This is a genomic window from Ciceribacter sp. L1K23, assembly GCF_018122705.1.
GTDB lineage: Bacteria > Pseudomonadota > Alphaproteobacteria > Rhizobiales > Rhizobiaceae > Allorhizobium.
On sequence record NZ_JAGRRC010000002.1, the window covers coordinates 25766 to 48181 of the forward strand.

Annotated in this window: 20 protein-coding genes; 13 read left to right on the plus strand and 7 right to left on the minus strand. The window is 61.7% G+C overall.

The window, feature by feature from the left end; all coding sequences use genetic code 11:
* Positions 1 to 12 precede the first annotated feature (12 nt).
* From J5J10_RS19225 to J5J10_RS19245, 5 genes are all read right to left on the minus strand, one after another.
* Positions 13 to 846, minus strand: a complete 834-nt coding sequence (locus J5J10_RS19225) for a carbohydrate ABC transporter permease (RefSeq protein ID WP_211931320.1) — start codon at positions 844 to 846, stop codon at positions 13 to 15.
* 4 nt (positions 847 to 850) lie between these two features.
* On the minus strand, positions 851 to 1774 hold the full coding sequence (locus J5J10_RS19230) for a sugar ABC transporter permease (RefSeq protein WP_211931321.1): 924 nt from the start codon (positions 1772 to 1774) through the stop codon (positions 851 to 853).
* Positions 1775 to 1846: 72 nt separating this feature from the next.
* Positions 1847 to 3106: a sugar ABC transporter substrate-binding protein gene (locus tag J5J10_RS19235; protein WP_211931322.1), complete on the minus strand. Its 1260-nt coding sequence runs from the start codon at positions 3104 to 3106 to the stop codon at positions 1847 to 1849.
* Positions 3107 to 3148: 42 nt separating this feature from the next.
* Positions 3149 to 4321, minus strand: coding sequence for a PLP-dependent transferase (locus J5J10_RS19240; RefSeq protein WP_211931323.1), 1173 nt, complete (start codon positions 4319 to 4321; stop codon positions 3149 to 3151).
* A complete protein-coding gene (locus J5J10_RS19245) occupies positions 4318 to 5040 on the minus strand; it encodes a FadR/GntR family transcriptional regulator (protein ID WP_211931324.1) in 723 nt (240 codons plus the stop codon). Before J5J10_RS19245 ends, J5J10_RS19240 begins: the two co-directional genes overlap by 4 nt.
* A gap of 593 nt (positions 5041 to 5633) precedes the next feature.
* On the opposite strand from J5J10_RS19245, the gene J5J10_RS19250 reads away from it, so the two are divergent.
* The 9 genes from J5J10_RS19250 (at position 5634) to J5J10_RS19290 (ending at position 15078) form a co-directional block, all read left to right on the plus strand.
* The gene (locus J5J10_RS19250) at positions 5634 to 6710 is read left to right on the plus strand and encodes an HD domain-containing phosphohydrolase (RefSeq protein ID WP_211931325.1); all 1077 of its coding nucleotides are present in this window, start codon (positions 5634 to 5636) and stop codon (positions 6708 to 6710) included.
* A gap of 38 nt (positions 6711 to 6748) precedes the next feature.
* Positions 6749 to 7084, plus strand: a complete 336-nt coding sequence (locus J5J10_RS19255; RefSeq protein WP_211931326.1) for a hypothetical protein — start codon at positions 6749 to 6751, stop codon at positions 7082 to 7084.
* Positions 7081 to 7449, plus strand: a complete 369-nt coding sequence (locus J5J10_RS19260) for a response regulator (protein WP_208554241.1) — start codon at positions 7081 to 7083, stop codon at positions 7447 to 7449. Before J5J10_RS19255 ends, J5J10_RS19260 begins: the two co-directional genes overlap by 4 nt.
* A complete protein-coding gene (locus J5J10_RS19265) occupies positions 7446 to 9464 on the plus strand; it encodes a chemotaxis protein CheA (RefSeq protein ID WP_211931327.1) in 2019 nt (672 codons plus the stop codon). Before J5J10_RS19260 ends, J5J10_RS19265 begins: the two co-directional genes overlap by 4 nt.
* On the plus strand, positions 9461 to 9979 hold the full coding sequence (locus tag J5J10_RS19270) for a chemotaxis protein CheW (protein WP_208554239.1): 519 nt from the start codon (positions 9461 to 9463) through the stop codon (positions 9977 to 9979). Before J5J10_RS19265 ends, J5J10_RS19270 begins: the two co-directional genes overlap by 4 nt.
* Before the next feature lie 18 nt (positions 9980 to 9997).
* Complete coding sequence (locus tag J5J10_RS19275) at positions 9998 to 11686, plus strand: methyl-accepting chemotaxis protein (RefSeq protein ID WP_211931328.1); 1689 nt, start codon at positions 9998 to 10000, stop codon at positions 11684 to 11686.
* A gap of 280 nt (positions 11687 to 11966) precedes the next feature.
* On the plus strand, positions 11967 to 13772 hold the full coding sequence (locus J5J10_RS19280; protein WP_211931329.1) for a methyl-accepting chemotaxis protein: 1806 nt from the start codon (positions 11967 to 11969) through the stop codon (positions 13770 to 13772).
* Positions 13769 to 14260 carry a chemotaxis protein CheW gene (locus J5J10_RS19285; protein ID WP_349252104.1) on the plus strand — a complete coding sequence of 164 codons (492 nt, stop codon included), beginning with the start codon at positions 13769 to 13771 and terminating at the stop codon, positions 14258 to 14260. The genes J5J10_RS19280 and J5J10_RS19285 overlap by 4 nt, the downstream gene beginning before the upstream one ends.
* Before the next feature lie 113 nt (positions 14261 to 14373).
* Positions 14374 to 15078: a ParA family protein gene (locus J5J10_RS19290; RefSeq protein ID WP_211931331.1), complete on the plus strand. Its 705-nt coding sequence runs from the start codon at positions 14374 to 14376 to the stop codon at positions 15076 to 15078.
* Positions 15079 to 15092: 14 nt separating this feature from the next.
* Here J5J10_RS19290 and J5J10_RS19295 read toward each other — a convergent pair whose 3' ends face one another.
* Positions 15093 to 16814 carry a type VII secretion target gene (locus J5J10_RS19295; RefSeq protein WP_249116991.1) on the minus strand — a complete coding sequence of 574 codons (1722 nt, stop codon included), beginning with the start codon at positions 16812 to 16814 and terminating at the stop codon, positions 15093 to 15095.
* A gap of 366 nt (positions 16815 to 17180) precedes the next feature.
* On the opposite strand from J5J10_RS19295, the gene J5J10_RS19300 reads away from it, so the two are divergent.
* On the plus strand, positions 17181 to 17972 hold the full coding sequence (locus J5J10_RS19300) for a protein-glutamate O-methyltransferase CheR (protein WP_246746061.1): 792 nt from the start codon (positions 17181 to 17183) through the stop codon (positions 17970 to 17972).
* On the plus strand, positions 17972 to 19060 hold the full coding sequence (locus J5J10_RS19305; protein WP_211931333.1) for a chemotaxis response regulator protein-glutamate methylesterase: 1089 nt from the start codon (positions 17972 to 17974) through the stop codon (positions 19058 to 19060). Before J5J10_RS19300 ends, J5J10_RS19305 begins: the two co-directional genes overlap by 1 nt.
* Positions 19061 to 19097: 37 nt before the next feature.
* On the opposite strand, the gene J5J10_RS19310 is transcribed toward J5J10_RS19305, so the two are convergent.
* A complete protein-coding gene (locus J5J10_RS19310) occupies positions 19098 to 20006 on the minus strand; it encodes a LysR family transcriptional regulator (RefSeq protein ID WP_208554231.1) in 909 nt (302 codons plus the stop codon).
* 319 nt (positions 20007 to 20325) lie between these two features.
* On the opposite strand from J5J10_RS19310, the gene J5J10_RS19315 reads away from it, so the two are divergent.
* Together J5J10_RS19315 and J5J10_RS19320 are read left to right on the plus strand one after the other, a co-directional pair.
* Positions 20326 to 21123, plus strand: coding sequence for an alpha/beta hydrolase (locus J5J10_RS19315; RefSeq protein ID WP_211931334.1), 798 nt, complete (start codon positions 20326 to 20328; stop codon positions 21121 to 21123).
* A 60-nt stretch (positions 21124 to 21183) separates the two neighbouring features.
* Positions 21184 to 22371, plus strand: a complete 1188-nt coding sequence (locus tag J5J10_RS19320) for an efflux RND transporter periplasmic adaptor subunit (protein WP_211931335.1) — start codon at positions 21184 to 21186, stop codon at positions 22369 to 22371.
* Positions 22372 to 22416 lie beyond the last annotated feature (45 nt).

Below are 22416 nucleotides of genomic sequence, written 5' to 3' on the forward strand. Positions count from 1 at the left end.
AATTTAGACCTTTCAGCCTTTGACCGCGCCGGCCGTGAGGCCTTGCACGAGATAGCGCTGGATGAGGAGGAAGAAGAGGCAGGCCGGGATGAGCGCAAGCACGCCGGCGGCCATCATCTGCCCGAAGTCGACGGAGAACTTGGAGACGAAGGACAAGAGGCCGACCGGGAAGGTGGCCGCGTCGTTGCCCGAGATCAGCATCAGGGCGAAGAGCAGTTCCGACCAGGCGGCGGTGAAGACGAAGCCCAGGGTGGCGGCGATGCCCGGTAGCGTCAGCGGCAGGATGATCTGGCGGAAGGCGACGAATTGCGTGGCGCCGTCGATCATCGCGGCTTCCTCCAGGTCCTTCGGGATGCCGTCGAAGAAGGACTGCATCAGGAAGGTGGCGAATGGCACGTTGAAGGCGGAATAGACGATGACGAGGCCGGTCAGGCTGTTTGTGAGGCCGAGCGGCGACAGCATCTTGAAGATCGGCGCGACCAGCATGACCAGCGGGAACATCTGTGTCAGCAGCATCAGGGCGACGATCCAGTACTTGGCCCGGAAGGAGAAGCGCGACAGCGCGTAGCCGGAGAGCGAAGCGAGGATGGTGACGACGACGGCGGTCGATCCGGCCACGATCAGGCTGTTCTTGAAGAAGGTCGGAAAGGCGCTGTGGGCGATGACGAAGGCGAAGTGGTCGAATGTCATTTCCGACGGCCACATCCTGACCCCCTCGCTGTAGAGCAGGCGGTTCGGGGTGACGGAGACCTTGAGCAGCCAGTAGAGCGGGAAAAGCGCCACGGCGATATAGGCGAGGATCGCGAGGCGATGGGCGCCGGTCAGGATGATCTTTGACGGTCTCATGGTCTCAATCCTTGTTCAGCAGCGACTGGCGCAGGAGCACGATCAGCATGGAATAGGCGAGCAGCAGCACCAAAAGCACGAGCGCGATGGCTGAGGCATAGCCGAAATCCAGCCGCTTGAAGGCCTGGGTGAAGATGTAGGAGGCGACAATCTGGGTGCGGTCGGCCGGGCCGCCATTGGTCATGACGATGATGAGATCGGCGAAGTTCGAGATCCAGACGGTGCGCAGGAGCACGGTGATGGCGATGGTGGGTGCCAGGAACGGCAGGGTGATCGACAGGAAACGCTGGACAGGACCGGCGCCGTCGATGGAGGCCGCTTCGTAAAGGTCGCGCGGGATCGCCTGGAGAGCGGCGAGAAGCGTGATGGCGAAGAAGGGAATGCCCCACCAGACATTGGCGACAATCGGCCCCCACATCGCGAGGTCAGGATCGGCGAGGATATTGTTGGGCGCGTCGAGAATGCCCATGGCGAAGAGCCAGTGCGGCAGAGGGCCGATGACCGGGTTGAACAGCCAGGCCCAGTTGAGGCCGGCGAGGAAGCTCGGGACGGCCCATGGCAGGAAGACCAGCGCCTGGGCGAGGCCGCGGCCATAGAAGGGCTTGTCGAGGAGAAGGGCAAGGATCAGGCCGAGGACGAATTGCAGCGCGACCGAGGCGCCGGTCCACCAGAGCGTGTTTCTCAGCGCCCGGTAGAAATCCTGATCCTGGCTCAGCGTGCGAAAATGGTCGAGGCCGATGACGCCGCCGGAGAAGGGGTTGAGCAACTGGATATCGCGGAAGGCATAGGAAATGCCGAGCACCAGCGGCACCAGCATGACGGCGACGATCAGGATCAGCGCCGGCGCGCTGTAGAGATAGGGTTCCGAGGCATCGGCGAGCCGCTTCAAAAGCGGTCGTCGGTGATCGGCGCGGGCGGTCGAGGTCATCGGTCGGCTTTCCGTTCGGGCAATCGATTTCAGGTGCGGGCGGAGCGGCTGGCTCCGCCCGCACGGGAGAGATTACTGCTTGGCGAGGTGCTTCTTCTGGGCCTCGGTCAGGTAGGCGGCCCACTGGTCAGCCAGCTCCTGCGGGGTGATGTCACCGAGCAGTGCCTGCTGCGAGGTCTTGATGACCAGCGAGTCCTTGAAAAAGGCGAACTCTTCCAGATGGGTCGGCATGACCGTCGGAACCGCATCCTTGTCGGCCAGTTCCTCGAACCAGCCCTTGAACTGCGGGCTCGAATAGAACGGATCGCTTTCAGCCGACTTCAGCGCCGGAAGCGCGCCGGTGCGCTTGTTCCATTCGACGTTGCCTTCCTTGCCTTCCAACGTCGAGATCAGCTTCCAGGCGAGGTCCTTGTTCTCGCTGGCGGACATCATCGACCAGCCGGCATAGCCGATGGTCGGGAAGGTCTTGCCGTCGGGACCCTTCGGCATGGTCATGACACCATAGTCGTCCTCGCCCATGTGCTGGGCAATGGCGATGAGGGCGTCCGGATCCTGGTCGAGGAAGGCGCAGGTGCCGCTGTAGAAGCCGGCGACGATCTCGTTGAAGCCCCAGTTGACCGAATCCTTCGGCGCATAGCCGTTCTTGTAGAGGTCGATCAGCCAGGTCAGGCCCTTGACCCAGCCTTCCGAGTTGAAGGTGGAGGTTCCGTCCTCGGTGAAGAAGGCATTGTCGCCCGCCATCGAGGCGCCGAACATGACCCAGCCGTTGAGGCCGCCCGGCCCGCCGCGCAGGCAGTAGCCGTACTTGCCGGGAAGAGCGGAAACCTTCTTCGAGGCTTCCGCGAACTCGTCCATGGTCTTCGGCGGCTCGGAGACGCCGGCCTCGGCGAGCAGCTTCTTGTTGTAGAACATGGCGCGCAGGTAGAAGCCGTAGGGCAGCATGTAGGCGGTGTCATTGACATCGCGGCCGAGTTCGAGAGCGCGGTCAGACAGGTCGGCCGTCTGGTCCCAGTCCTTCAGGTAGGGCTCGAGGCTTTCGACCAGGCCGTTATTGGCGTAGAGCGAGAGCCAGGTATCGGGCATTTCCATCACGTCCGGAATTTCGCCGGCCGAGACCATGGTGGCGAACTTCTGGAAGGCTTCGCCCCACGGCAGAGAGATAATCTCGACCTTGGTGCCGGGATTGGCCGCCTCGAAGGTCGAGACGATGGACTTCAACGTCTCTGTGCGCTCGGGGCTGGTGATGACTTCAACGAGCTTCAGCGTGGTATCGGCAAAAGCCGTTCCCGCCATCAGGGCGCTCATCAGGGCAGCTGTCAAAAGGGTTTTCATTTTAGCAGTTCCTCCACTGTTTTGGTTGGTTCGACAGGAGCTTCAGGGTTGGGTGGCGGCGGCGATCGCCGTCTCCAGGTCACTCCACAACGCCTCGGTTCCCTCGAGGCCGACATGGAGACGTACGGACCGCGGATTCATGCCGAAGGCATGGGCGGAATTGGGTTGGGCCTTCTGCTGCAGCACGACTTCGCCCGGGACGATCAGGCTTTCGTGTCCGCCCCAGCTGACGCCGAGCTTGAAGAGATCGAGCGTGTCGGCGAAGACGCGGATATCGACGCCTTCACGGAAGACGAAGGAGAAGAGGCCCGACGTGCCGGTGAGGCCCGGCGGCAATTGATTGGCGAGGCCCGGATGGTTGACCTGTTCGACGACGGCGAGCGCCTTCAGACGCCTCGCAATGTCGAGGCCGGAGGCTTCATGGGCCTTCATGCGGATCGGCAAAGTGCGCAGCCCGCGGATCAGCAGCCAGGCATCGAAGGGCGACATCTTCCCGCCGAGGTAAGGCAAGGCCTCGCCACGGATGCGGTCGATCAGGGTCTTCGAGCCGGTGACGACGCCGGCGACGACGTCGCTGTGGCCGCCGAGATATTTGGAGGCGGAGTGCAGTACGAGGTCGACGCCGAGCGACAGCGGCTTCTGGAAGATCGGGCTTGCCCAGCTGTTGTCGATGACCGAGACGGCGCCGTGGCGGCGGGCTATGGCAGCCAGCGCCTTCACGTCATGGGTTTCCATGATCCAGCTGCTCGGGCTTTCCATGTAGAAGAGTTTGGCGCCGGGCATGGCCTTTTCGACGGCGTCCTCGTCAGTGCCATCGACATAGGTGACCTCGACCTTCATGCGCTTCAACAGCGTGCCGAAGAGGCGGAACGCGTCGGGGTAGAGGTGCTTCACAGCGACGATGCGGTCGCCGGGCTCGACGAAGGTCAGAACGGTGGAGGAGATCGACGCCATGCCGCTGCCGAAGGCGAGCGCGTCTTCGCCGCCTTCGAGCTTCGCCAGCATTTCCTCGAAATGGCGCACAGTGGGGTTCAGGCCGCGGGAATAGACGGGGCGGTTGATCTCGCCGCGATAGGTGGCGACCATTTCATCATAGGTCTCGAAGGTGAAGAGAGACGTCTGGACGATCGGCGGCACCACGGCCTCGAAGGCATTGGTTTCGTCGTGGGCGACGATAAGGGAGGCGTGGTCGAACGGATCGGCGCCGTTGATCATTTGGACATTTCCTTGATGTCTTCCTCGACGACGTCGAGGATCTTCAGTGTCTCGCGACGCGCCGCCTCGGTGTCTTGGGCGGCGATCGCGTTGAATAGCGTGCGATGATAGGGGAAGGACCGGCGGGCGAAGTCAGGACGGTCGAAGGGCTTTTCCCAGAAACGCTCGAAGGCCTCGCGCATCTGTTCCAGAAGCTGGCGAAACAGCGGATTATGCGTCGCATCGTAGATGGCGAGGTGGAAGGCCAGGTCTTCCGGACCGGAGCTGCCTTTCTCAAGGTGCACCCGTTCCATCTCGTCCAGCTTTCGTTCGATGTTGGCGAGGTCGGCGGCGGTGCGCTTGCGCGCGGCCACCATGCCCGCCTCGCATTCTATGCCGCGCCGGACTTCCAGTGTTTGCAGCAGCGCGTCGCGCACGCTGGCCGTATCGACCGATAGCGGCATGTGGATGGTGGCCGAGGTGATCGGCTTCAGAAGATAGGTGCCACTGCCCTTGCGGGTTTCCATGACGCCGAGCGCCTGGAAATGGCGGATCACCTCTCGGATGGTCGAGCGGCCGACACCCAGGGCCGCCATCAGTTCGCGCTCGGCAGGCAATCTGTCGCCGGCGGCCAGCCTGGCGCTGTCGATGTAGGATGCCAGCGTCTCGGTGACCTGACGGGCCCGATCCATCGGCGGGAGCGGCGCGATCGCCGGCCTGTCGTTCCGCATCCCTGACACGTCGCCTCTCCAAATTGGTCTGACATCATAGCATTTCCAAAATTCGGCGGACCGTCAACACTCTTTTCAGGTGTCCACACGCCGGCGGGACGTATCAGCGGTAAGGATTGTCAAGGGGTGCGCTCCAGAGGAATGCGCATTGCAGCCGAAGCGTGCCGGCGGCGTTAAGGGCGTTTTTCCAAGGGTCGTGGAACCCATCTGCATGGGCTGAGTACGGCAATGTTATTTGTCGGAGAACAGATGTCGCCGGCACAACATGTCGATCTACTTGAATAGCCGACCGAAATTATTTTCAGGCCGGCCGATACAACTTGCGTACTATTTTAGAAAAATGAGACGTATGCGTATTTTTCGGCGCGAGGTGCGGTTGCCACGCCAATATCGGCCTCTCAATTCTCGTCGATGATAATTTCACCAATCTACAAATTATACTGGACAATATTTCGTGTGCAAAAAGTTCGCACACTGCGACCATACATCCGGCATTCTAATCTTGGTTGAATTGATTCGGGGGCAACAGAGTCAATCGACCTTTTAAGACTTTTCCATCGGAATGGATTTTAGATTTGGGCTCCGGGGCAGGCGAAAAATCAATGAAAGTCGCGGTCGTCGACGACAGTATTTCTGTCCTCGCACAAATCGAAAACATCTTTAAAGATAGTAAGAATCTAATATTAGAATCTTTCAGATCTCCGATCCACGCACGGAACGTCTGCGGCGAGGTTACTTTCGACGCCGTCCTGGTGGACTTCATGATGCCCGAGCTCGATGGTATCGAACTGATCCGGTCGCTACGCAACCTGGACAGCTATCGCAACGTGCCGATCGTGATGCTGACGTCGGCACTGGACCGGGACGTGAAGATCCGGGCGATCGAGGCCGGCGCCACGGACTTCCTGCTGAAGCCCTTCGACCCGACTGAGCTGACCGCGCGGCTGCGCAATCTGCTGCAACTGCGCGACGCGCAACTGCGGCTCGAGGAGCGCGCCTCTGAGCTGGAGGTGAACTTCCAGGCGGCGGCGCGGGACGTCGTCGCCCGCGAGGAGGAGATCATCTGGCGGCTGGCGCTGGCGGTCGAATATCGCGACGGCCAGACGGGAAGCCACATCTCGCGTGTTGCGGAGATTTCGCAGTTGATCGCGCTCGAACTGGGCTTCGACGCGCAGCGGGCGCACATGCTTTATCTCGCCGCGCCACTGCACGACATCGGCAAGATCGGGATCGCCGATTCCATACTCTCCAAGCCGGGAACACTGACGCCGGACGAGATCACCGAGATGCGGCGCCACGTCGACATAGGGGTGAAGATTCTCGAGAACGGCACCTCGGATCTGGTGAAGGTCGCCTGCCTGGTGACGGCGGGGCATCACGAAAAATGGGACGGGACGGGCTATCCGAACGGCGTGGCCGGCGAAGCTATCCCGATCGAGGCGCGTATCGTCGCGGTGGCCGACGTGTTCGAGGCGCTCTGTTCGGAGCGTCCGTACAAACGAGCATGGCCGCTGGACGAGGCGCGTGCCGAGATCATTGCCGGTCGCGGACGGCAGTTTGACCCGGCCTGCGTCGACGCTTTCGAGCGTCGCTGGTCCGAGATCGTGAAAATCATGGGAAGTCCGTCGGCGAGCGAGGCGGATGAAGCCCAACGCCGGGAGATCGGCTTGGCGGTTTGAACAGGGCCCGGGTGGGCCGAATGCGAGGGGACACTATCATGCGAAAGAAAGCCGATCAGGGCGCGGGTGCTGCGGTGAAGCTGCCGGCGGTGCCGTCGATACGCTGCATCGACGAGATTCACGGGCTAATCTCAGGCGCGATCGCCGGCAATCCGGACGCGGTGATCGAACTGGACGCGGCGGCCGACCCGGATCTGTGTGTCATCCAGTTGCTTGAGGCCGCGCGTCTTGACGCCGAGAGACAGGGGCGTTCGCTGCGCCTTGCCCAACCCGCCAATGAAAACACACGAAGGACGCTCGACCGCGCCGGGCTTTCGGCCGGCGGCGGCGGTGCCTTCAACCGGTTTTGGTACCATCAGGAGAATAACCAGTGAGCGCCCACATCCTTACAGTCGACGATTCCGCATCCGTTCGCATGACGACGAAGATAGCGCTATCAAATGCCGGCTACCGCGTCACGGAAGCTGTCGATGGCCTCGACGGCCTGAACAAGGCGAAGGCCGACAGCTACGATCTCATCGTCACCGACCTGAACATGCCCAACATGAACGGGCTGCAGATGATCGAGGCGCTGCGCCAGTCGCCGGCCCATATGGGCGTGCCGATCATCTTTTTGACCACTGAATCCGACGCGGACATGAAGAGCCGCGCCAAGGCAGCCGGCGCAACCGGCTGGATCACCAAGCCTTTCGATCCGGAAAGCCTGGTGAAAATCGCGCGGAAGGTTCTCGGTAAATGACCTCACTCGACCCCATCGACGTCTTCCGAACGGAAGCGGCGGAACTCTTCGAGCAGATCGAGGCGGGCCTGCTCGATCTTCTCCACAATCTCTCCGACCAGGACCAGATCGACGCTGTGTTTCGCGGCCTTCATACGCTGAAGGGTTCGGGCGCGATGTTCGGCTTCGAGGCGCTGGCCGCCTTCACCCACCATTGCGAAACGGCGTTCGACCGGGTGCGCAAGGGTGAGGTCCAGGCGACGGGTGAACTGATCGCCGTCGTTCTCGAGGCGCAGGACCACATGAAGGCGCTGGTTGACCGACCGAACGGCGACCATGACGCAAAGAGCAGCGAACTGCTGGCAAAACTGCATGCCGCGGTTTCGGCTGATGGTAGCGCTAGCACGGCAGTCTCTGCTGTCGCGTCGCCGGCAAAAGCAGCACCCGAACAGCCAGCCGGACGGAGGACCGTCACGCTCAAGATGCGCCTGCCGGCCAATTCGATGGCGAACGGTACCAACCCGCTCGGGCTGCTCGACGAATTGCGCGAGCTTGGTGAGTGCGAGATCGTTGCCGATCGCTCCAAGCTGCCGGCGCTTGCCGACATGACGCCGTCCGAGCTCTATCTCGGCTGGACGGTGACGCTCACCACTGACCGGCCGCGTTCTGACATCGAGGACGTGTTCATCTTCGTCATCGACGAGATGGAGCTGGAGATCACCGAGGCTGTCACCACGGCAGTCACCGCGCCGGTCGCTGCGGTCGAAGCGATGCCCACACGCCCGGAACCCGAAAGCAAACCGGAAACCCGGAAGGCTGCGGCTGAAACCCCTGCGACCGGAGACGGCAAGCAGGCGAAGCATGTCGAAAACGTCCGTGTTCCAGCCGAACGGTTGGACGAGCTGATGGATCGCGTGGGCGAACTGGTGATCGCGCAGTCACGTCTGTCGCAGCTTGCCAATGCGACCACCGACATCCAGCTGCGCGACGTATCGGAAGACATGGAGCGTCTGTCGGGCGAGTTGCGCGATACGATGATGGTGCTGAGAATGGTGCCGATCGGCAGCATCTTCGGTCGTTTCCGCCGGTTGGTGCACGACCTGTCGCGCGAGACGGGCAAATCGATCGAGCTGATCACCGAAGGCGAGACCACCGAGGTCGACAAGACCGTGGTGGAACGGCTCGCCGATCCGCTGGTGCATCTGGTCCGCAACTCGATCGACCATGGTCTCGAAACGCCGGACGAACGCGTGGCGACCGGCAAGGACCCGGTCGGCAAGGTTATCCTCGCGGCCACCCAGACCGGCGGCGAGGTGGTGATTACCATCCGCGACGACGGGCGCGGGATCAACCGCGAGCGGGTCAGGGCCAAGGCCGAAGCGTCCGGCCTCGTGCAGCCCGGTGCCCAGCTGACTGACCAGGAACTGCTGCAGATGATCTTCCAGCCGGGCTTTTCGACGGCGCAGCAGATCACCAACCTGTCCGGCCGCGGCGTCGGGATGGACGTGGTGAAGAAGACGGTCGAGGCGCTGCGCGGTGGAATCGACATCAAGAGCGAAACGGGTGTTGGCGCCGAGGTGGCGCTCAGAATCCCGCTGACGCTCGCAATCATCGACGGCCTGCTGGTACGTGTCGGCAGCGGCCGCTACGTGATCCCGCTCTCGGCGGTGGAGGAATGCCTTGAGCTGTCGCTCGAGGACGACCTGCGCTCGCGCGGCCGCAGCTTCATCTCGCTGCGAGACAGTCTGGTGCCTTTCCTCAGGCTCCGCGAACTCTTCCGCACCGGCACGCAGCCTGATCCGCACCAGAAGGTGGTGGTGATCTCGACCGGATCGGAGCGCGTCGGGCTCGTCGTCGACCAGATCATCGGCGACCACCAGACGGTCATCAAGTCCATGTCGAAACTGCATAACGACGTCGTCACATTCTCGGGCGCGACGATCCTCGGCGACGGCAGCGTCGCCCTGATCCTCGATGTCACGCACCTGGTCGCCGTCGGGCAGCAACAGGAGGCGCAATTGCGGGCAGCATCATGAGCCAGGCGGCACGAAAACCCGATTATGAAAATATCTGGGACGGCGAAGAGGAACTCTCGGTCCTGACCTTCAACCTCAACGGCGAGACCTTCGCCATCGAGGCGACGGTGGTGCAGGAAATCCTCGACCTGCTGCCGGAAACGCATGTGCCGGGCAGCAAGCCGTTCGTGGCGAGCGTCATCAACTTCCGCGGCAAGATCATCCCGCTTGCAGACATCCGCCTCGCCTTCGGCATGGACGCGACGGAGATCACCATCGACAGCCGCATCATCGTCATCGAGCTCGAGCTCAACGGCGAACCGACGCTGTTCGGCATCCGGACCGACAAGGTCAATGAGGTGACGATGCTCACCAAGCATGCCAGCGAACCGCCGCCGAGTGTCGGCATGCGCTGGCGGGCCGACTACATCAACTGCCTCGTCAAGCGCGGCGGCGAATTCATCATTGTCCCGAACCTTCAGGCGATCTTCTCGTCGCAGCAGGATCGTTCGGGTTCGACAGTCACCCCTCTCTAGGGGACAGGAGAGACGAAAATGCGGTTCACCATCAAACTCAAACTGTTTCTCACCTTCGGCTTCATGCTGGCCGTGCTGGTCGGTACGGCGGGTTACGGGATCACCAGTCTCGGCACGCTGAACGACACGCTGGAAAATGTCCTTCAAGGACCGGCAGAGCGGCTGAAGCTGGCGCAGGAACTGAATATCCTGCAGCTGCAGCAGATCCGCCAGCAGAAGAACATGCTGGCTTCGACCAGCATGACCGAAACCAACCGCTATATCTCGAACAGTGACCAGGCCCGCACGGAGTTCGACGCGACCTTCCAGGTTATCCTCGGCAAGGCAACCGAACAGGGCAAGATTCTCTGGAACAAGCTCGATGGTCTGACGGCCGAATTCCGGCGTTCGGACAATCAGATTCGCTCACTGGCGCTTGCCGGCGACATGGCAGGGGCAACACGGATATCGACGACCGATGCCCGCACGGTCACCACGGAAATCGACCAGTTGCTCGACGAGGTGGTCAAGCTTGAGGCATCGCGGCTCAAGGAGGCCGACGAGGCTTCGGATGCGCAGTACCTCAATACCCGGGCAATCATGATCACCGCTTCGGCAATCGCGGTTGTCGTTGCCGCAGCGGCCGCGATCTGGATCGTGCTGTCGATCAACCGTGGCCTCAGCCGCGCCGTCGGCGTCGTCCAGAACGTCGCGGACGGAGACCTGACGAAGTTCGCCGAGATCACCACGAAGGACGAGATCGGCGAACTGCTGGGTAACGTCAATACCATGATCGAGCGTCTTCGCGGTGTCGTCGCCGATGCGCTTGCGGCGGCCGACAACGTCTCGTCGGGCAGCCAGGAGCTGTCGTCGAGCTCCGAGACCCTATCGCAGGGTGCCACCGAGCAGGCCTCCTCTGCCGAAGAGGCTTCCGCCTCGATGGAGGAGATGGCGGCGAACATCAAGCAGAACGCCGACAATGCCGCCCAGACGGAAAAGATCGCCCGCCAGTCATCGACGGACGCCCAGGCGAGCGGCGAGGCCGTGGGCCGTGCCGTCGGCGCGATGCGGACGATCGCCGAGAAGATCTCGATCGTTCAGGAAATCGCCCGCCAGACCGATCTGCTCGCGTTGAACGCCGCTGTGGAAGCAGCCCGTGCCGGCGAGCATGGCAAGGGCTTCGCGGTCGTTGCTTCCGAAGTGCGCAAGCTTGCCGAACGCAGCCAGGCGGCAGCGGCCGAAATCTCGGCCCTGTCCGGTGAAACGGTGACGGTCGCGACGGAAGCGGGCGAGATGCTGAACCGACTGGTTCCCGATATCCGCAAGACGGCAGAACTCGTCTCGGAAATCTCGGCGGCCTGCCGCGAGCAGGACATCGGCGCCTCGCAGATCAACGAGGCGATCCAGCAGCTCGACAAGGTGACACAGCAAAACGCCAGTGCCTCGGAAGAGATGTCGGCGACGTCGGAAGAACTGGCGGCACAGGCGGAAGAACTTCAGGCCTCCATCGCCTTCTTCCGCGTCGACAGCTCCGCGCGCGCCGAACCGAACCATGCCGAAAAGCTGAGGGCCACCGCCGCGAAGATGGCGCAGCCCGCCAAGAAGCCGGCATCGACCGCAACCCGCAAGCCCGCTCCGGCCAAGGCCGCCAAGGGCAAGGGCTTTGCACTCGATATGTCGATGGGCGGACCTGACAGCGACGACGCGGACTTCCGCGAAAGCGCGTGATGAAAACCGTACGGGGCCGCTCGTGAGGGTGTCGCTGTCGTAAGCCAATCCAGATGAGCGGAGCAACGGCTTCGCTCATCGCAAATACGCCAGGCGCCGGTCACGGGTGCCGGGCGTCGAGGCCGGCGAGTGTATACGCCGGCACCCGTGATCGTGGACCTGTGACGGCATCGGACAAGCGAATGATCATCGCGACGATCGTCACCGCCTCAATTTTGCAGCGCCTCGGGTCTGGGAGCTGTGTTGGTCATAATTTAGCGATGTATCGGGGACAAAGAACATGCGCTTCACCATAAAACTCAAACTTGCCGTGGCATTCGGCATCATTATTTTGATGATGGCCGGAACCTCTGTTTACGCAATTTCCAGCCTATCGTCCCTCAATCAGGCGATTAGTGATCTCATTGCGGGTCCTGCCGCGCGCCTGGAGGCAGCACAAAACCTGGGCAATCTTCAGCTTCGCATCGCGCGGGCGCAGATGAATCTTGCGACCGCAACCAACAGCAGCGACGTCACAAAATTTCTGGAGGCAAGCGATCGCAACCGCAAGAACTTTTCCGAGAAGCTGGAATGGCTGGTCGGAGCAGCGTCGACGGAGGCTGGTCGTCAGGCCTGGCAGGATGTGCAGAAGGAGGCAGAGCAGCTTTTCCGCCTGGACGACCGGGTTCGCAATCTCGCGACCAGCGGCAACAGCGCTGAGGCCATCAGAATTGCCACCGCTGAGGCGCGCTCCGTGATGGATAAGATCGAGGAAGTCATCAATATCCGGATCGAGTCTGCGAAGGCGCAGATGGTCGAGGCGGACGAGCAGACCAATCTGCAGTATGCGACGACCAGAGCACTCATCCTTACAATTTCCGGTGCTGCCCTGGTCCTGGCGCTCGGTGCAGCCGTCTGGATCGCACTCGGCATCAACACCGGTCTTCGCAAGGTCATGGCGGTGGCGGAGGCCGTCGCTATCGGCGATCTCAACCAGAACATCGAAATCAAGACCAATGATGAAATCAAGGATCTGGTTAACACCATCAATGTGATGACCGGTAACCTGCGCAACACGGCGCACCTCGCAAACCAGATCGCCGAGGGCGATCTGACCGTGAAGCCGAAGCCGCTGTCGGACAAGGACACGCTGGGCATGGCCTTGGAGATCATGGTGGAACGTTTGCGCGCTGTCGTCGCGGATGCCATGGCGGCCGCAACCAACGTGTCGGCTGGCAGCCAGGAACTGTCGTCCAGCTCGGAGCAGCTGTCGCAGGGTGCCACCGAGCAGGCCTCCTCTGCCGAAGAGGCTTCCGCCTCGATGGAAGAGATGGCGGCGAACATCAAGCAGAACGCCGACAATGCCGCCCAGACGGAAAAGATCGCCCGCCAGTCGTCCACGGACGCCCAGGCGAGCGGCGAGGCCGTGGGCCGTGCCGTCGGCGCGATGCGGACGATCGCCGAGAAGATCTCGATCGTTCAGGAAATCGCCCGCCAGACCGATCTGCTGGCCCTGAACGCTGCCGTGGAAGCGGCCCGTGCCGGCGAACACGGCAAGGGCTTTGCGGTCGTTGCTTCCGAAGTGCGCAAGCTTGCCGAGCGCAGCCAGGCAGCGGCAGCCGAAATCTCGGCCCTGTCCGGTGAAACGGTGACGGTCGCGACGGAAGCGGGCGAGATGCTGAACCGACTGGTTCCCGATATCCGCAAGACGGCAGAACTCGTCTCGGAAATCTCGGCGGCCTGCCGCGAGCAGGATATCGGGGCGTCGCAGATCAACGAGGCGATCCAGCAGCTCGACAAGGTGACGCAGCAGAACGCCGGCGCATCTGAAGAGATGTCAGCGACGTCGGAAGAACTGGCGGCACAGGCTGAAGAATTGCAGGCCTCCATCGCCTTCTTCCGGGTGGACAGCGGGTCGCGTACAGAGCCGAACCATGCTGAGAAACTGCGGACGACGGCCGCCAAGATGGCGGCGCCGGCAAAACGCGCGTCCTCCACCCCGGTGAAAACAACGTCGGCCTCGTCATCGCGATCCAAGGGTTTCTCCCTCGACATGTCGATGGGCGGACCCGACAGCGATGACGCCAACTTCAAGGAAAGCGCATAGCCATGGCAAGCTCGGACTCCCAATACGTCACGTTCAGTCTCGGCGAGGAGATCTTCGCCGTGCCGGTGGAAGTGGTGCGCGAGATTCTGGATCATGAGGATGTTTTCAAGATTCCTCACGGTCCCGATTATCTTCTCGGACTGAGGGATGTCCGGGGCCAGGGCGTTCCGATCATCGACCTTCGGCTGAAGCTCGGCATGGAACGCACGGTCAAGACGGAGCACACGCGTGTGCTGGTGCTCGACGTCCAGGCAGGGGGGCGGGCGCTTTCGCTTGGCCTCCTCGCCGACAAGGTGTTCGAGGTAACGCCGTTCCGTTGCGATCAGCTTGAACAGGCGCCTGACATCGGCACGCGATGGAACTCCGACTACATCGCCGGCGTGGTCAGGCGGGAGACGGGCTTCGTGGTGCTGATCGACCTGACGCAGCTCTTCGGCGACGAGGCCGGCGTCATCGGCGGCCAGCCAAGGCTGAAGCAGAGCGCCTGATCGGGTCGGTGGCGCGAAAGCTTCGTGCCACCTCCAAATGCTTACTGGCAAGAACGCAATCGGCGCCCCGTGAGGTCGCTTTCGCACCGAGATATACTTTACAGGAGGGGCCGATGCCGGTCATCACTTTCGCCAATACCAAGGGCGGCGCCGGAAAAACCACGGCAGTTCACCTACTGACCGGCGAACTCCTGAGACGGGGGAAATCGGTGACGGTCATCGATTGCGATCCGCAGTGCTGGATTTCACGCTGGTCCGAAAAATGCGGGCGGGTGCCCGGCCTGAAGATCGTCAGCTATGTCACGGCGCGCAACATCCAGGAGGAGGTTGAGGCCGGCAAGCGGATGAGCGATTTCGTCATCCTCGACCTGCCCGGAGCCTGCAGCCCGCTGCTGGCAACGGCGCTCGGGTTCGCCGATCATGTGATCATCCCTGTGCAGGGGTGCACCATGGATGCTCAGGGCGGGGCCCAGGTTCTGGAACTGCTTGCCTATCTCGACAAGCGGGCCAATATCAGAATTCCACATTCGGTACTGCTGACGCGCGTCAATTCGATCGTGACGACGCGGGCGCTACAGGCGGTGAAGGAATTGCTTGCCAGCCGCGGCGTGCATGTGTTTTCGACGCCGATCATCGAACGCGCTGCCTTCCGCGATATGTTCGACCACAACGGCCCGCTGCACACGATGGACCCTGAGCGGGTCACTAATCTCGCCCGCGCCCTTGAGAATGCGCAGTGTTACGCCGACGAACTGCTGCGTTTGCTGCCGGGGCAGTCGGTAATCCCCCGGACATCCGGCAAACGGGACGCCGCCTGAGCTGTAGCCGGGACTCAGAACAGGGCTTCGTCGAAGAGGTCTTCGTCACTCGTCGGCGCCGAAGCCGCCGGAGCGCTCACCTCGATCTCGGTCCCGAATATGCGCGCGTGGATCTCCCGTTCGGAGGCCATTGTGTAGGTTCGGTAGATGCGGTTTCCAACCGACTGAAGCGCCTCGGCGATGCCTGAAGCATCGGGGGTTGCATCGACGATCAGGTCCTGCGCTTGGGTGGAGCACTCCGCCAGCACGTCGCCCAGTTCGGCGCGGAAATCAAGCCCGGCAATCTTTCGCGTCACCGTGTCGGAGACGTCGGCGCCACAGGCTCGAAGGCTCGCCATATCCTCTTCCATCGCATCGCCAGCCGTTCTGATGCTTTCCAGGGCTTCCTCCAGTCGAGCATCGAGGCTCAACTCCGTCGTGCCGCCTGTGTCGCCGAGCTTGCCGGCGTCTTCTTCCAAAGAGTTCAGCGCAACGATCACGCGTTCCGCCACCTCATCAAGCCGACCGGAGAACACGCGCAGTTCCGCGGTCACGACGTTGACGGCCTTGCCTTCCTCGCCGAGCTTGCTGCAGCGGAGATTGGTGTTGAGGGCCATGTACTGGATGTCGGTGCGGACCAGCTGGATCGTGCTGATACCTTTCAGCAATTCCTGTACTGTCGCAATGGTTCCGCGGCCCAGGCCGTTCGCCTTTTCGGCTGCCTGTTCGATATCCTGCACCAGCGCGCGAGCGGATCCGATGTCGGTCTCCAGAACGCGGATGGCCTGATCGGCCGACTGGCCGCCACCCATATCGCCCTGCAGGGACAGAAGACCGTCGATATCGGCACGGAAGCTCTCGATCGTGCGAACGATCGTCATGCATTCCCGGTCGAAGTCGCGGGCGATCTCGGCGAGCTGCTCGTGGACGAGATGCTGTACGAAGGCGGTCAGCGTCTGGCGGTTTTCCGCCGTCAGGGACCTTGCTTCCTCGGATCGGAGATGATCGTCGAGGAACTCGAAGGCGGACTGGCAATGTTCGATGCGTTGGCGGGTTATGTCGCCAATCTGCATGGCTGAAAGCGTGGTTGCGGCCTTGGTCTGCACCTGTCGTGCGAGCCCCGCAACCTTCTGCGCCAGTTCGGCCAGCCGGCGGCGCTGGGTGGTCAGCTCGCCGGCATTCCTGGACAGGTTGTCAACAATCGGCGGGATGCTGCGACGGAAACTCTCGAGCGCCTCGTTTCCGCCCTTTGCGGCCTTGCCGGTGATGGCGTCAAGGGCCTTGATCTTCTCCGACAGGCCGTTCACCTGGTCGGTCCCGAACTGGATGCGTTCAAGGATCTCCTCGACGAAACTCTGGAAGTCGGGTATCGCCGCGCCGGTGATCTTGGCCGTGGTTGCGAAAGTGCGCAAATAACGCAGCGTTTCCTGCATGTCGGCGATGTAGGAGCCGAGAGAGGTTTCGGTCGTCACGACGCTCGCCAGTTTCTGCTGTCGATCGGTTTCGATGGAAGGCAGGGCCTTTAGCTGCTCCACGGTTTCGAGCAGTTTGCCGATGGTCGCTTCGGCCGTCTTTTCATCGATCGAGGCCGACAGATGTTCAAGAGAGCTAACCATTCGGTTGAGGACATCGAGCACGCCGAGAAGGACAGCTCCGCCGTCAAGAAAACGCTGTTCGATCCTGACGCGCGCGCCTTCCAGTCGCTCAACAAGATCCTGCTCGCCGGAGACCTGCTCCACGCGCAATGCCGCCGCCATGTTCTTCACGCCGTGTCCCTCGCATTCGATGGGTCGACCGTAGTAACAACAGGGTAATGCTTGGTAAAATTGTCGTCCTAAATCCCGCATCGCGGACGACTGCCTGCATTTAAGATGAATAATTGATTATAGGACTACCTATCTCGACCCCGATCTGGTCGCCTTGCGACGCTGCATTCACGGGTTGTTAAACATAACCCTCCAGTATTTTTCGGGGGAATTTCTGAAGAAGCAATTTTGAGCGGCGGCCGGCAGAAACGCTACCGAACAGGGCGGCAGGCGGCCAGAAAAAAGATGGGGAATGGCGTGGCTGCAGTAGCAAGAGTTCGCGAGGCCGAAGACCGGCTGAGCAATCGCAATTTCGAAATGCTGTCCGGCTTTATTTACGACTACAGCGGCATCAAGATGCCGTCCTCGAAGATGACGATGCTGGAAGGGCGGCTGCGGCGACGTCTTCGCGCCACGGGCATACCGACCTTCAACGATTACTGCGACTATCTGTTCAAGCATGACGGCATCGAAAAGGAAGGCATTTTCCTGATCGACGCGGTCACCACCAACAAGACCGATTTTTTCCGCGAGCCCAAACACTTCGAATACATGACGGAAACGGCGCTGCCCGAGCTCGTCGCAGCCGGACACAAACGTCTGCGGCTCTGGAGTTCGGCCTGCTCGATTGGTGCCGAGCCCTATACGATGGCGATGGTGATGCAGGATTTCGCCGAGCGCCAGGGCGGGATCGACTACAAGATCTACGCGACCGATCTTTCCACCGATGTCCTTCAGGCGGCGCGGCGGGGCATCTATTCGGCCGATATGGTGCAACCCGTTCCGCCGGAGATGCGCCGCAAATATCTGATGGTTTCCCGCGATCCGTCTCGCGCCGAGGTGCGGATTCACCCGCATCTTCGCTCGATGATCGGATTCGGACGGCTGAACCTGATGGACGATGCCTACCGCATGGGCGATCCGATGCAGATGATCTTCTGCCGCAATGTGCTCATATACTTCGACAAGCCGACGCAGGCGCGGGTGCTTTCGCGGCTGTGCGACTGCCTCGTCAAAGGCGGTTTTCTGTTCGTCGGACACTCCGAGACGGTGACCGGGATACCACTGCCGGTGAAGCAAGTTGCGAATACGGTGTTCAAGAAAGTCTGATGCCCACACTCAACAGAAAAATCCGGGTCCTGATCATCGATGACTCCGCCAGCGTCCGGCAGGTGCTGACGCAGGTGCTGGAAGAAGATCCGGAGATCGAGGTGATGGGTACCGCCGCCGATCCCTTTGTGGCGGCCAAGAAGATCCAGGAGGAGATTCCCGACGTCATCACGCTCGATGTCGAGATGCCTCGGATGGATGGTATCACCTTCCTGCGCAAGCTGATGTCACAGCGGCCGATCCCTGTCGTGATGTGCTCGTCTCTGACCGAGGCAGGATCGGAAACGTTGATGCAGGCGCTTGAGGCCGGGGCTGTCGATGTCATTCTCAAGCCGAAGATTGCCGCAGCGGACCACCTGGCGGAATCGGGTTCGCGGATTCGCCATGCGGTGAAAGGGGCTGCAATCGCGCGCCTGGACAGGAAACGGCCAATCGTTCCCGCGGGATCGCCAGCAGCGAAGCTGACTGCCGATGCGGTGCTACCGCCTCCGACCGGCCGCGCCATGGCGAAGACCACGGAGATGGTCGTCTGCATCGGGGCTTCCACAGGGGGTACCGAGGCGCTGCGCGTGCTGCTTGAGCAGATGCCGGCCAACTCGCCCGGAATGGTCATCGTCCAGCATATGCCGGAGAAATTCACCGCGGCCTTTGCCAAACGCCTGAACAGTCTCTGCGACGTAGAGATAAAGGAGGCCGTGAACGGCGACCCGGTGCTGCGCGGCCATGTGCTGATCGCCCCCGGCGACAAGCACATGATGCTGGAACGGCAGGGCGCGCGTTACGTCGTTTCCGTCAAGGATGGGCCGCTGGTCTCGCGGCACAGGCCATCGGTCGATGTGCTGTTTCGGTCGGCGGCGAGGGCCGCAGGCGCCAATGCCATGGGTGTGATCATGACCGGCATGGGCGATGATGGTGCCCGCGGCATGAAGGAAATGCACGACGTCGGCGCTTTCACCGTCGCCCAGGACGAGGCAAGCTCGGTTGTCTTCGGCATGCCGAAGGAGGCGATCGCTCACGGTGGGGTCGAGAAGACCGTATCGCTCGACCAGATTCCGCGGGAAATCCTGGCGGCTGATCGGCGGCGTTAGGGTTATAGTTGGCCAAAAGGCTGACAGGAGGACCGCGTCATTCGTCGCATTTGACGTCGGCCAAAAGTTTGACCAGCCAGTCGACGAAGACCCGCACCTTGTTGCTCAGGTGCCGGTTCGGCGGATAAACGATGTAGAGCGGGATGGGCTCCGCCTTCCAGTCGGGAAGGATTTCCACAAGTTCGCCTGACTGCAGCTTGTCCACAATCATGAAGCGGGCGACCTGGGCGATGCCCAGGCCCTGCTCCACGGCGGTGACATAGCTGCGTGCATCGTTGACGGCGACGATGTATTTTCCCGACACCTCGACTTTTTCATCATCTTTCAGAAATTCGAAGTTCATCGTCCGGCCGGTCTGCGCCATGAAATAATTGACGCAGTAATGCTTCTCCTCGATCTCGTGAGGGCTCTTCGGTATGCCGAACTTTTCGAGGTAGTGGCGCGATGCGCAGGTGACGAGGCTGAGTTCGGACACCCGGCGGGCGATCAGGGACTGATCGGCGGGAACGCCGCCACGCAAGGCGCAGTCCACGTTTTCGGCGAGATAATCGACTGTCCGATCGCCGACGCCGAGATCGATGCGGATATCCGGGTACTTCTTGTAGAAATCGACGAGCGACGGAATGACGACCATATCGGCCAGAACGCCCGCCATCTCGACGCGCAGGCGGCCGCCGGGATTGGTCTGGGAGGTCGTCAGGCTGCCGTCGAGTTCGTCGATCTCGGTAATGATCTGGGCCGCGCGTTCATAATAGAGCGCACCGTCCGTCGTGACGATCACGCGGCGCGTCGTGCGGTTGAGAAGCTTGGTCTGGAGGTGTGCCTCAAGGCCCTGGATCAGGTTTGTCACCGTGGCTTTCGGCAGGCGCAGGGCTTCCGCGGCGCGCGTGAAGTTGCCGGTTTCGACAACCCGTAGAAATGCCCTCATGGCCGAAAGCTGGTCCATAAGAACGTCCTCTCGCAGTTTGCATTGCGATATTATTCATAAATCGGAACAGTGTGGTCATATTTGATATGCTTGTTCGACCGCCAAGACAAGATAAGTTGTTATCGAGCAAGAACAACCGTGGCGGTGCTGCGGAATGGTGACGGCGGGTGGCCACGGGCGAAAAAATGCCAAGGGGTCTTTACCTGAAGTTTTGTTGAGGTTCTAGGGTGCGCTTCGCAACCGAAGAAGGTCTCCGAAATGAGCTTGTCGCCTTTCCCCGCAGAAGCCGCCATACTCGCCACCCGGCGCCGTTTGGCCGGGTGTGAAGGAGCAGCAGATGAGTGTCGAGATCATGGATATGACGCTGGACCAGGTGGCCGCAGGCCCCGTCCAGGCGCGTATCTACAAAGGCGGAGAGTTCGGCAAGGGACCGCCGGTACTGATCTACTTCCATGGCGGATCGTTCATGGAGGCTGGACTGAGGGACAGTGCTGTTGCGGCCTGCATCGCCAGTACCGGGGCTATCGTGGTCGTGCCCGACTACAACACGCCTCTCGGGGGCGTGTTTCCGAAGCCTCTCGAAGTTGGCTTTTCGCTGTTCAGCTATCTGGCAAAGAAGCGGGCAGGGCTTGGCGACCGCAAGTCGCTGTTGCTGGTCGGCGGCGAGGAGGCGGGCGGCAATGTGGCGGCGGCGGTAGCCTTGAAGGCGCGCGATTACTATGCCGACGAGCTTGACGGCCAGGTGCTGTTTTCGCCGCTTCTCGACCCGTTCATGGGCTCGCAGTCCATGAGGAAAGCGGATGCGATCGGCATGCGTGAGCGCTGGGCGGATGGCTGGAACCACTATCTCAGCGCCGGCCGGTGCCACCCTTATGCTGCGCCGAGCATGTGCTCGCGTCTGTCCGGCATGGCCCCGGCGCTGGTGATGTCGGCGGAAGACGATCCGCTGCTCGATGAGTCAGTCGGCTACTGCCAAAAATTGGCGGCGGCAGGGGTAAAGGTGAGAAAAGACATTCTGCCAGAGGGAACCGGCTGGGTCTCCATCTATGGCGGCAAGACAAATCAGGCTCCCGTCTGGGAGGAACACGTAAGGTGCGAATTCAACGGCTTCGTGAAGGAAGTCGCCATTCAGTAATCACATTTGAAAATTCGATAATCGAGCGGATCCTCCGCGGTCCGTAAGGAGAAGAAAGCCATGACATCGAAGAGCAAACGCTGGGCCCTTATGGGCACCGGCCTGGGACTTGCTGCGTCCATTTCCGCTGCTACCGTCTTTTTCGACCTGCCGACCAAGGCCTCTGCAGAAACCACCACGGCATCGGCTGAAGCGCCGGCAATCCCGGTTACGGTTGCAACGGTAGAAGGCCGTAACGTCCGAAGCTGGGAAGAGTTTTCCGGCCGTCTGGAGGCCGTGGACCGGGTACAGATCCGTTCTCGCGTCGCTGGCGCCATCCAGTCCGTCGAGTTTCGCGAGGGCGGCCTGGTGAAGGCCGGGGACTTGCTGTTCAAGATCGATCCCGCGCCCTATCAGGCAGCCGTTTCCCAGGCCCAGGGCCAGGTTGCATCGGCCGAGGCGCGGCTTGACCTTGCCCGGCTCGAACTGGAACGCGGACGTCGACTTTCGGAAAACCGCACGATTTCGCAGAGCGATCTCGATCAGCGGCAGAACGCGTTCACCGATGCGCAGGCTAATCTGCGCAGCGCCGAGGCGGCCCTGCAATCGGCTCAGCTGGAGCTCGACTACACCGAGGTGAAGGCCCCCGTCGCCGGCAAGGTCGGCAGGGTGGAGATCACCGTCGGCAACCTCGTCGCGGCCGGCTCAGCCTCCCCCGCGCTGACGACGCTCGTCTCCGTCGATCCGATCTATGCGAGCTTCAACGCGAGCGAACAGTTCGTGGCGCGGGCGCTTGCCCGGATCCCGGCGGAAAACGGCGTGCAGGACCTTGGCATGATCCCGGTCGAGATCGAGACGCTGGCTGGTGACGGCAAGGCAATCCAGGGCAAGCTGCAACTCGTCGATAACCAGGTGGACGCAGCGACCGGGACAATCGGCGTGCGCGCCATCTTCGACAATCCCGACGGCAGGCTTATTCCCGGCCAGTTCGTGCGGATCCGCATGGGCGAACCGGCTCCCGAGAGCAAGATCCTCGTCAGCGACCGGGCCATCGGTACCGACCAGGACAAGAAGTTCGTGTTCGTGGTCGATGCGGAAAACAAGGTCGGCTATCGCCCGGTCGAGCTTGGCAAGCTGATCGACGGTGAGCGGGTCGTGGAAAGCGGGCTTGCCGATGGCGACAGGATCGTCGTCAACGGCTTGCAGCGTATTCGTCCCGGCGCATTGGTCGACCCGCAGGCGCCCGAAAGCGTCGCCGCCGTCAACTGAGTGAAGCGGGCAGCACCGCTGCCCGTTGATTTCCCCAATACCGAT

Coding starts and splice junctions, on each gene's coding strand:
- J5J10_RS19265 (WP_211931327.1), top strand. CDS start 7,446: ATGACCTCACTCGACCCCATCGACGTCTTCCGAACGGAAGCGGCGGAA.
- J5J10_RS19270 (WP_208554239.1), top strand. CDS start 9,461: ATGAGCCAGGCGGCACGAAAACCCGATTATGAAAATATCTGGGACGGC.
- J5J10_RS19310 (WP_208554231.1), bottom strand. CDS start 20,006: ATGGACCAGCTTTCGGCCATGAGGGCATTTCTACGGGTTGTCGAAACC.
- J5J10_RS19315 (WP_211931334.1), top strand. CDS start 20,326: ATGAGTGTCGAGATCATGGATATGACGCTGGACCAGGTGGCCGCAGGC.
- J5J10_RS19255 (WP_211931326.1), top strand. CDS start 6,749: ATGCGAAAGAAAGCCGATCAGGGCGCGGGTGCTGCGGTGAAGCTGCCG.
- J5J10_RS19305 (WP_211931333.1), top strand. CDS start 17,972: ATGCCCACACTCAACAGAAAAATCCGGGTCCTGATCATCGATGACTCC.
- J5J10_RS19320 (WP_211931335.1), top strand. CDS start 21,184: ATGACATCGAAGAGCAAACGCTGGGCCCTTATGGGCACCGGCCTGGGA.
- J5J10_RS19280 (WP_211931329.1), top strand. CDS start 11,967: ATGCGCTTCACCATAAAACTCAAACTTGCCGTGGCATTCGGCATCATT.
- J5J10_RS19235 (WP_211931322.1), bottom strand. CDS start 3,106: ATGAAAACCCTTTTGACAGCTGCCCTGATGAGCGCCCTGATGGCGGGA.
- J5J10_RS19225 (WP_211931320.1), bottom strand. CDS start 846: ATGAGACCGTCAAAGATCATCCTGACCGGCGCCCATCGCCTCGCGATC.
- J5J10_RS19275 (WP_211931328.1), top strand. CDS start 9,998: ATGCGGTTCACCATCAAACTCAAACTGTTTCTCACCTTCGGCTTCATG.
- J5J10_RS19295 (WP_249116991.1), bottom strand. CDS start 16,814: ATGGCGGCGGCATTGCGCGTGGAGCAGGTCTCCGGCGAGCAGGATCTT.
- J5J10_RS19250 (WP_211931325.1), top strand. CDS start 5,634: ATGAAAGTCGCGGTCGTCGACGACAGTATTTCTGTCCTCGCACAAATC.
- J5J10_RS19290 (WP_211931331.1), top strand. CDS start 14,374: ATGCCGGTCATCACTTTCGCCAATACCAAGGGCGGCGCCGGAAAAACC.
- J5J10_RS19230 (WP_211931321.1), bottom strand. CDS start 1,774: ATGACCTCGACCGCCCGCGCCGATCACCGACGACCGCTTTTGAAGCGG.
- J5J10_RS19240 (WP_211931323.1), bottom strand. CDS start 4,321: ATGATCAACGGCGCCGATCCGTTCGACCACGCCTCCCTTATCGTCGCC.
- J5J10_RS19300 (WP_246746061.1), top strand. CDS start 17,181: ATGCTGTCCGGCTTTATTTACGACTACAGCGGCATCAAGATGCCGTCC.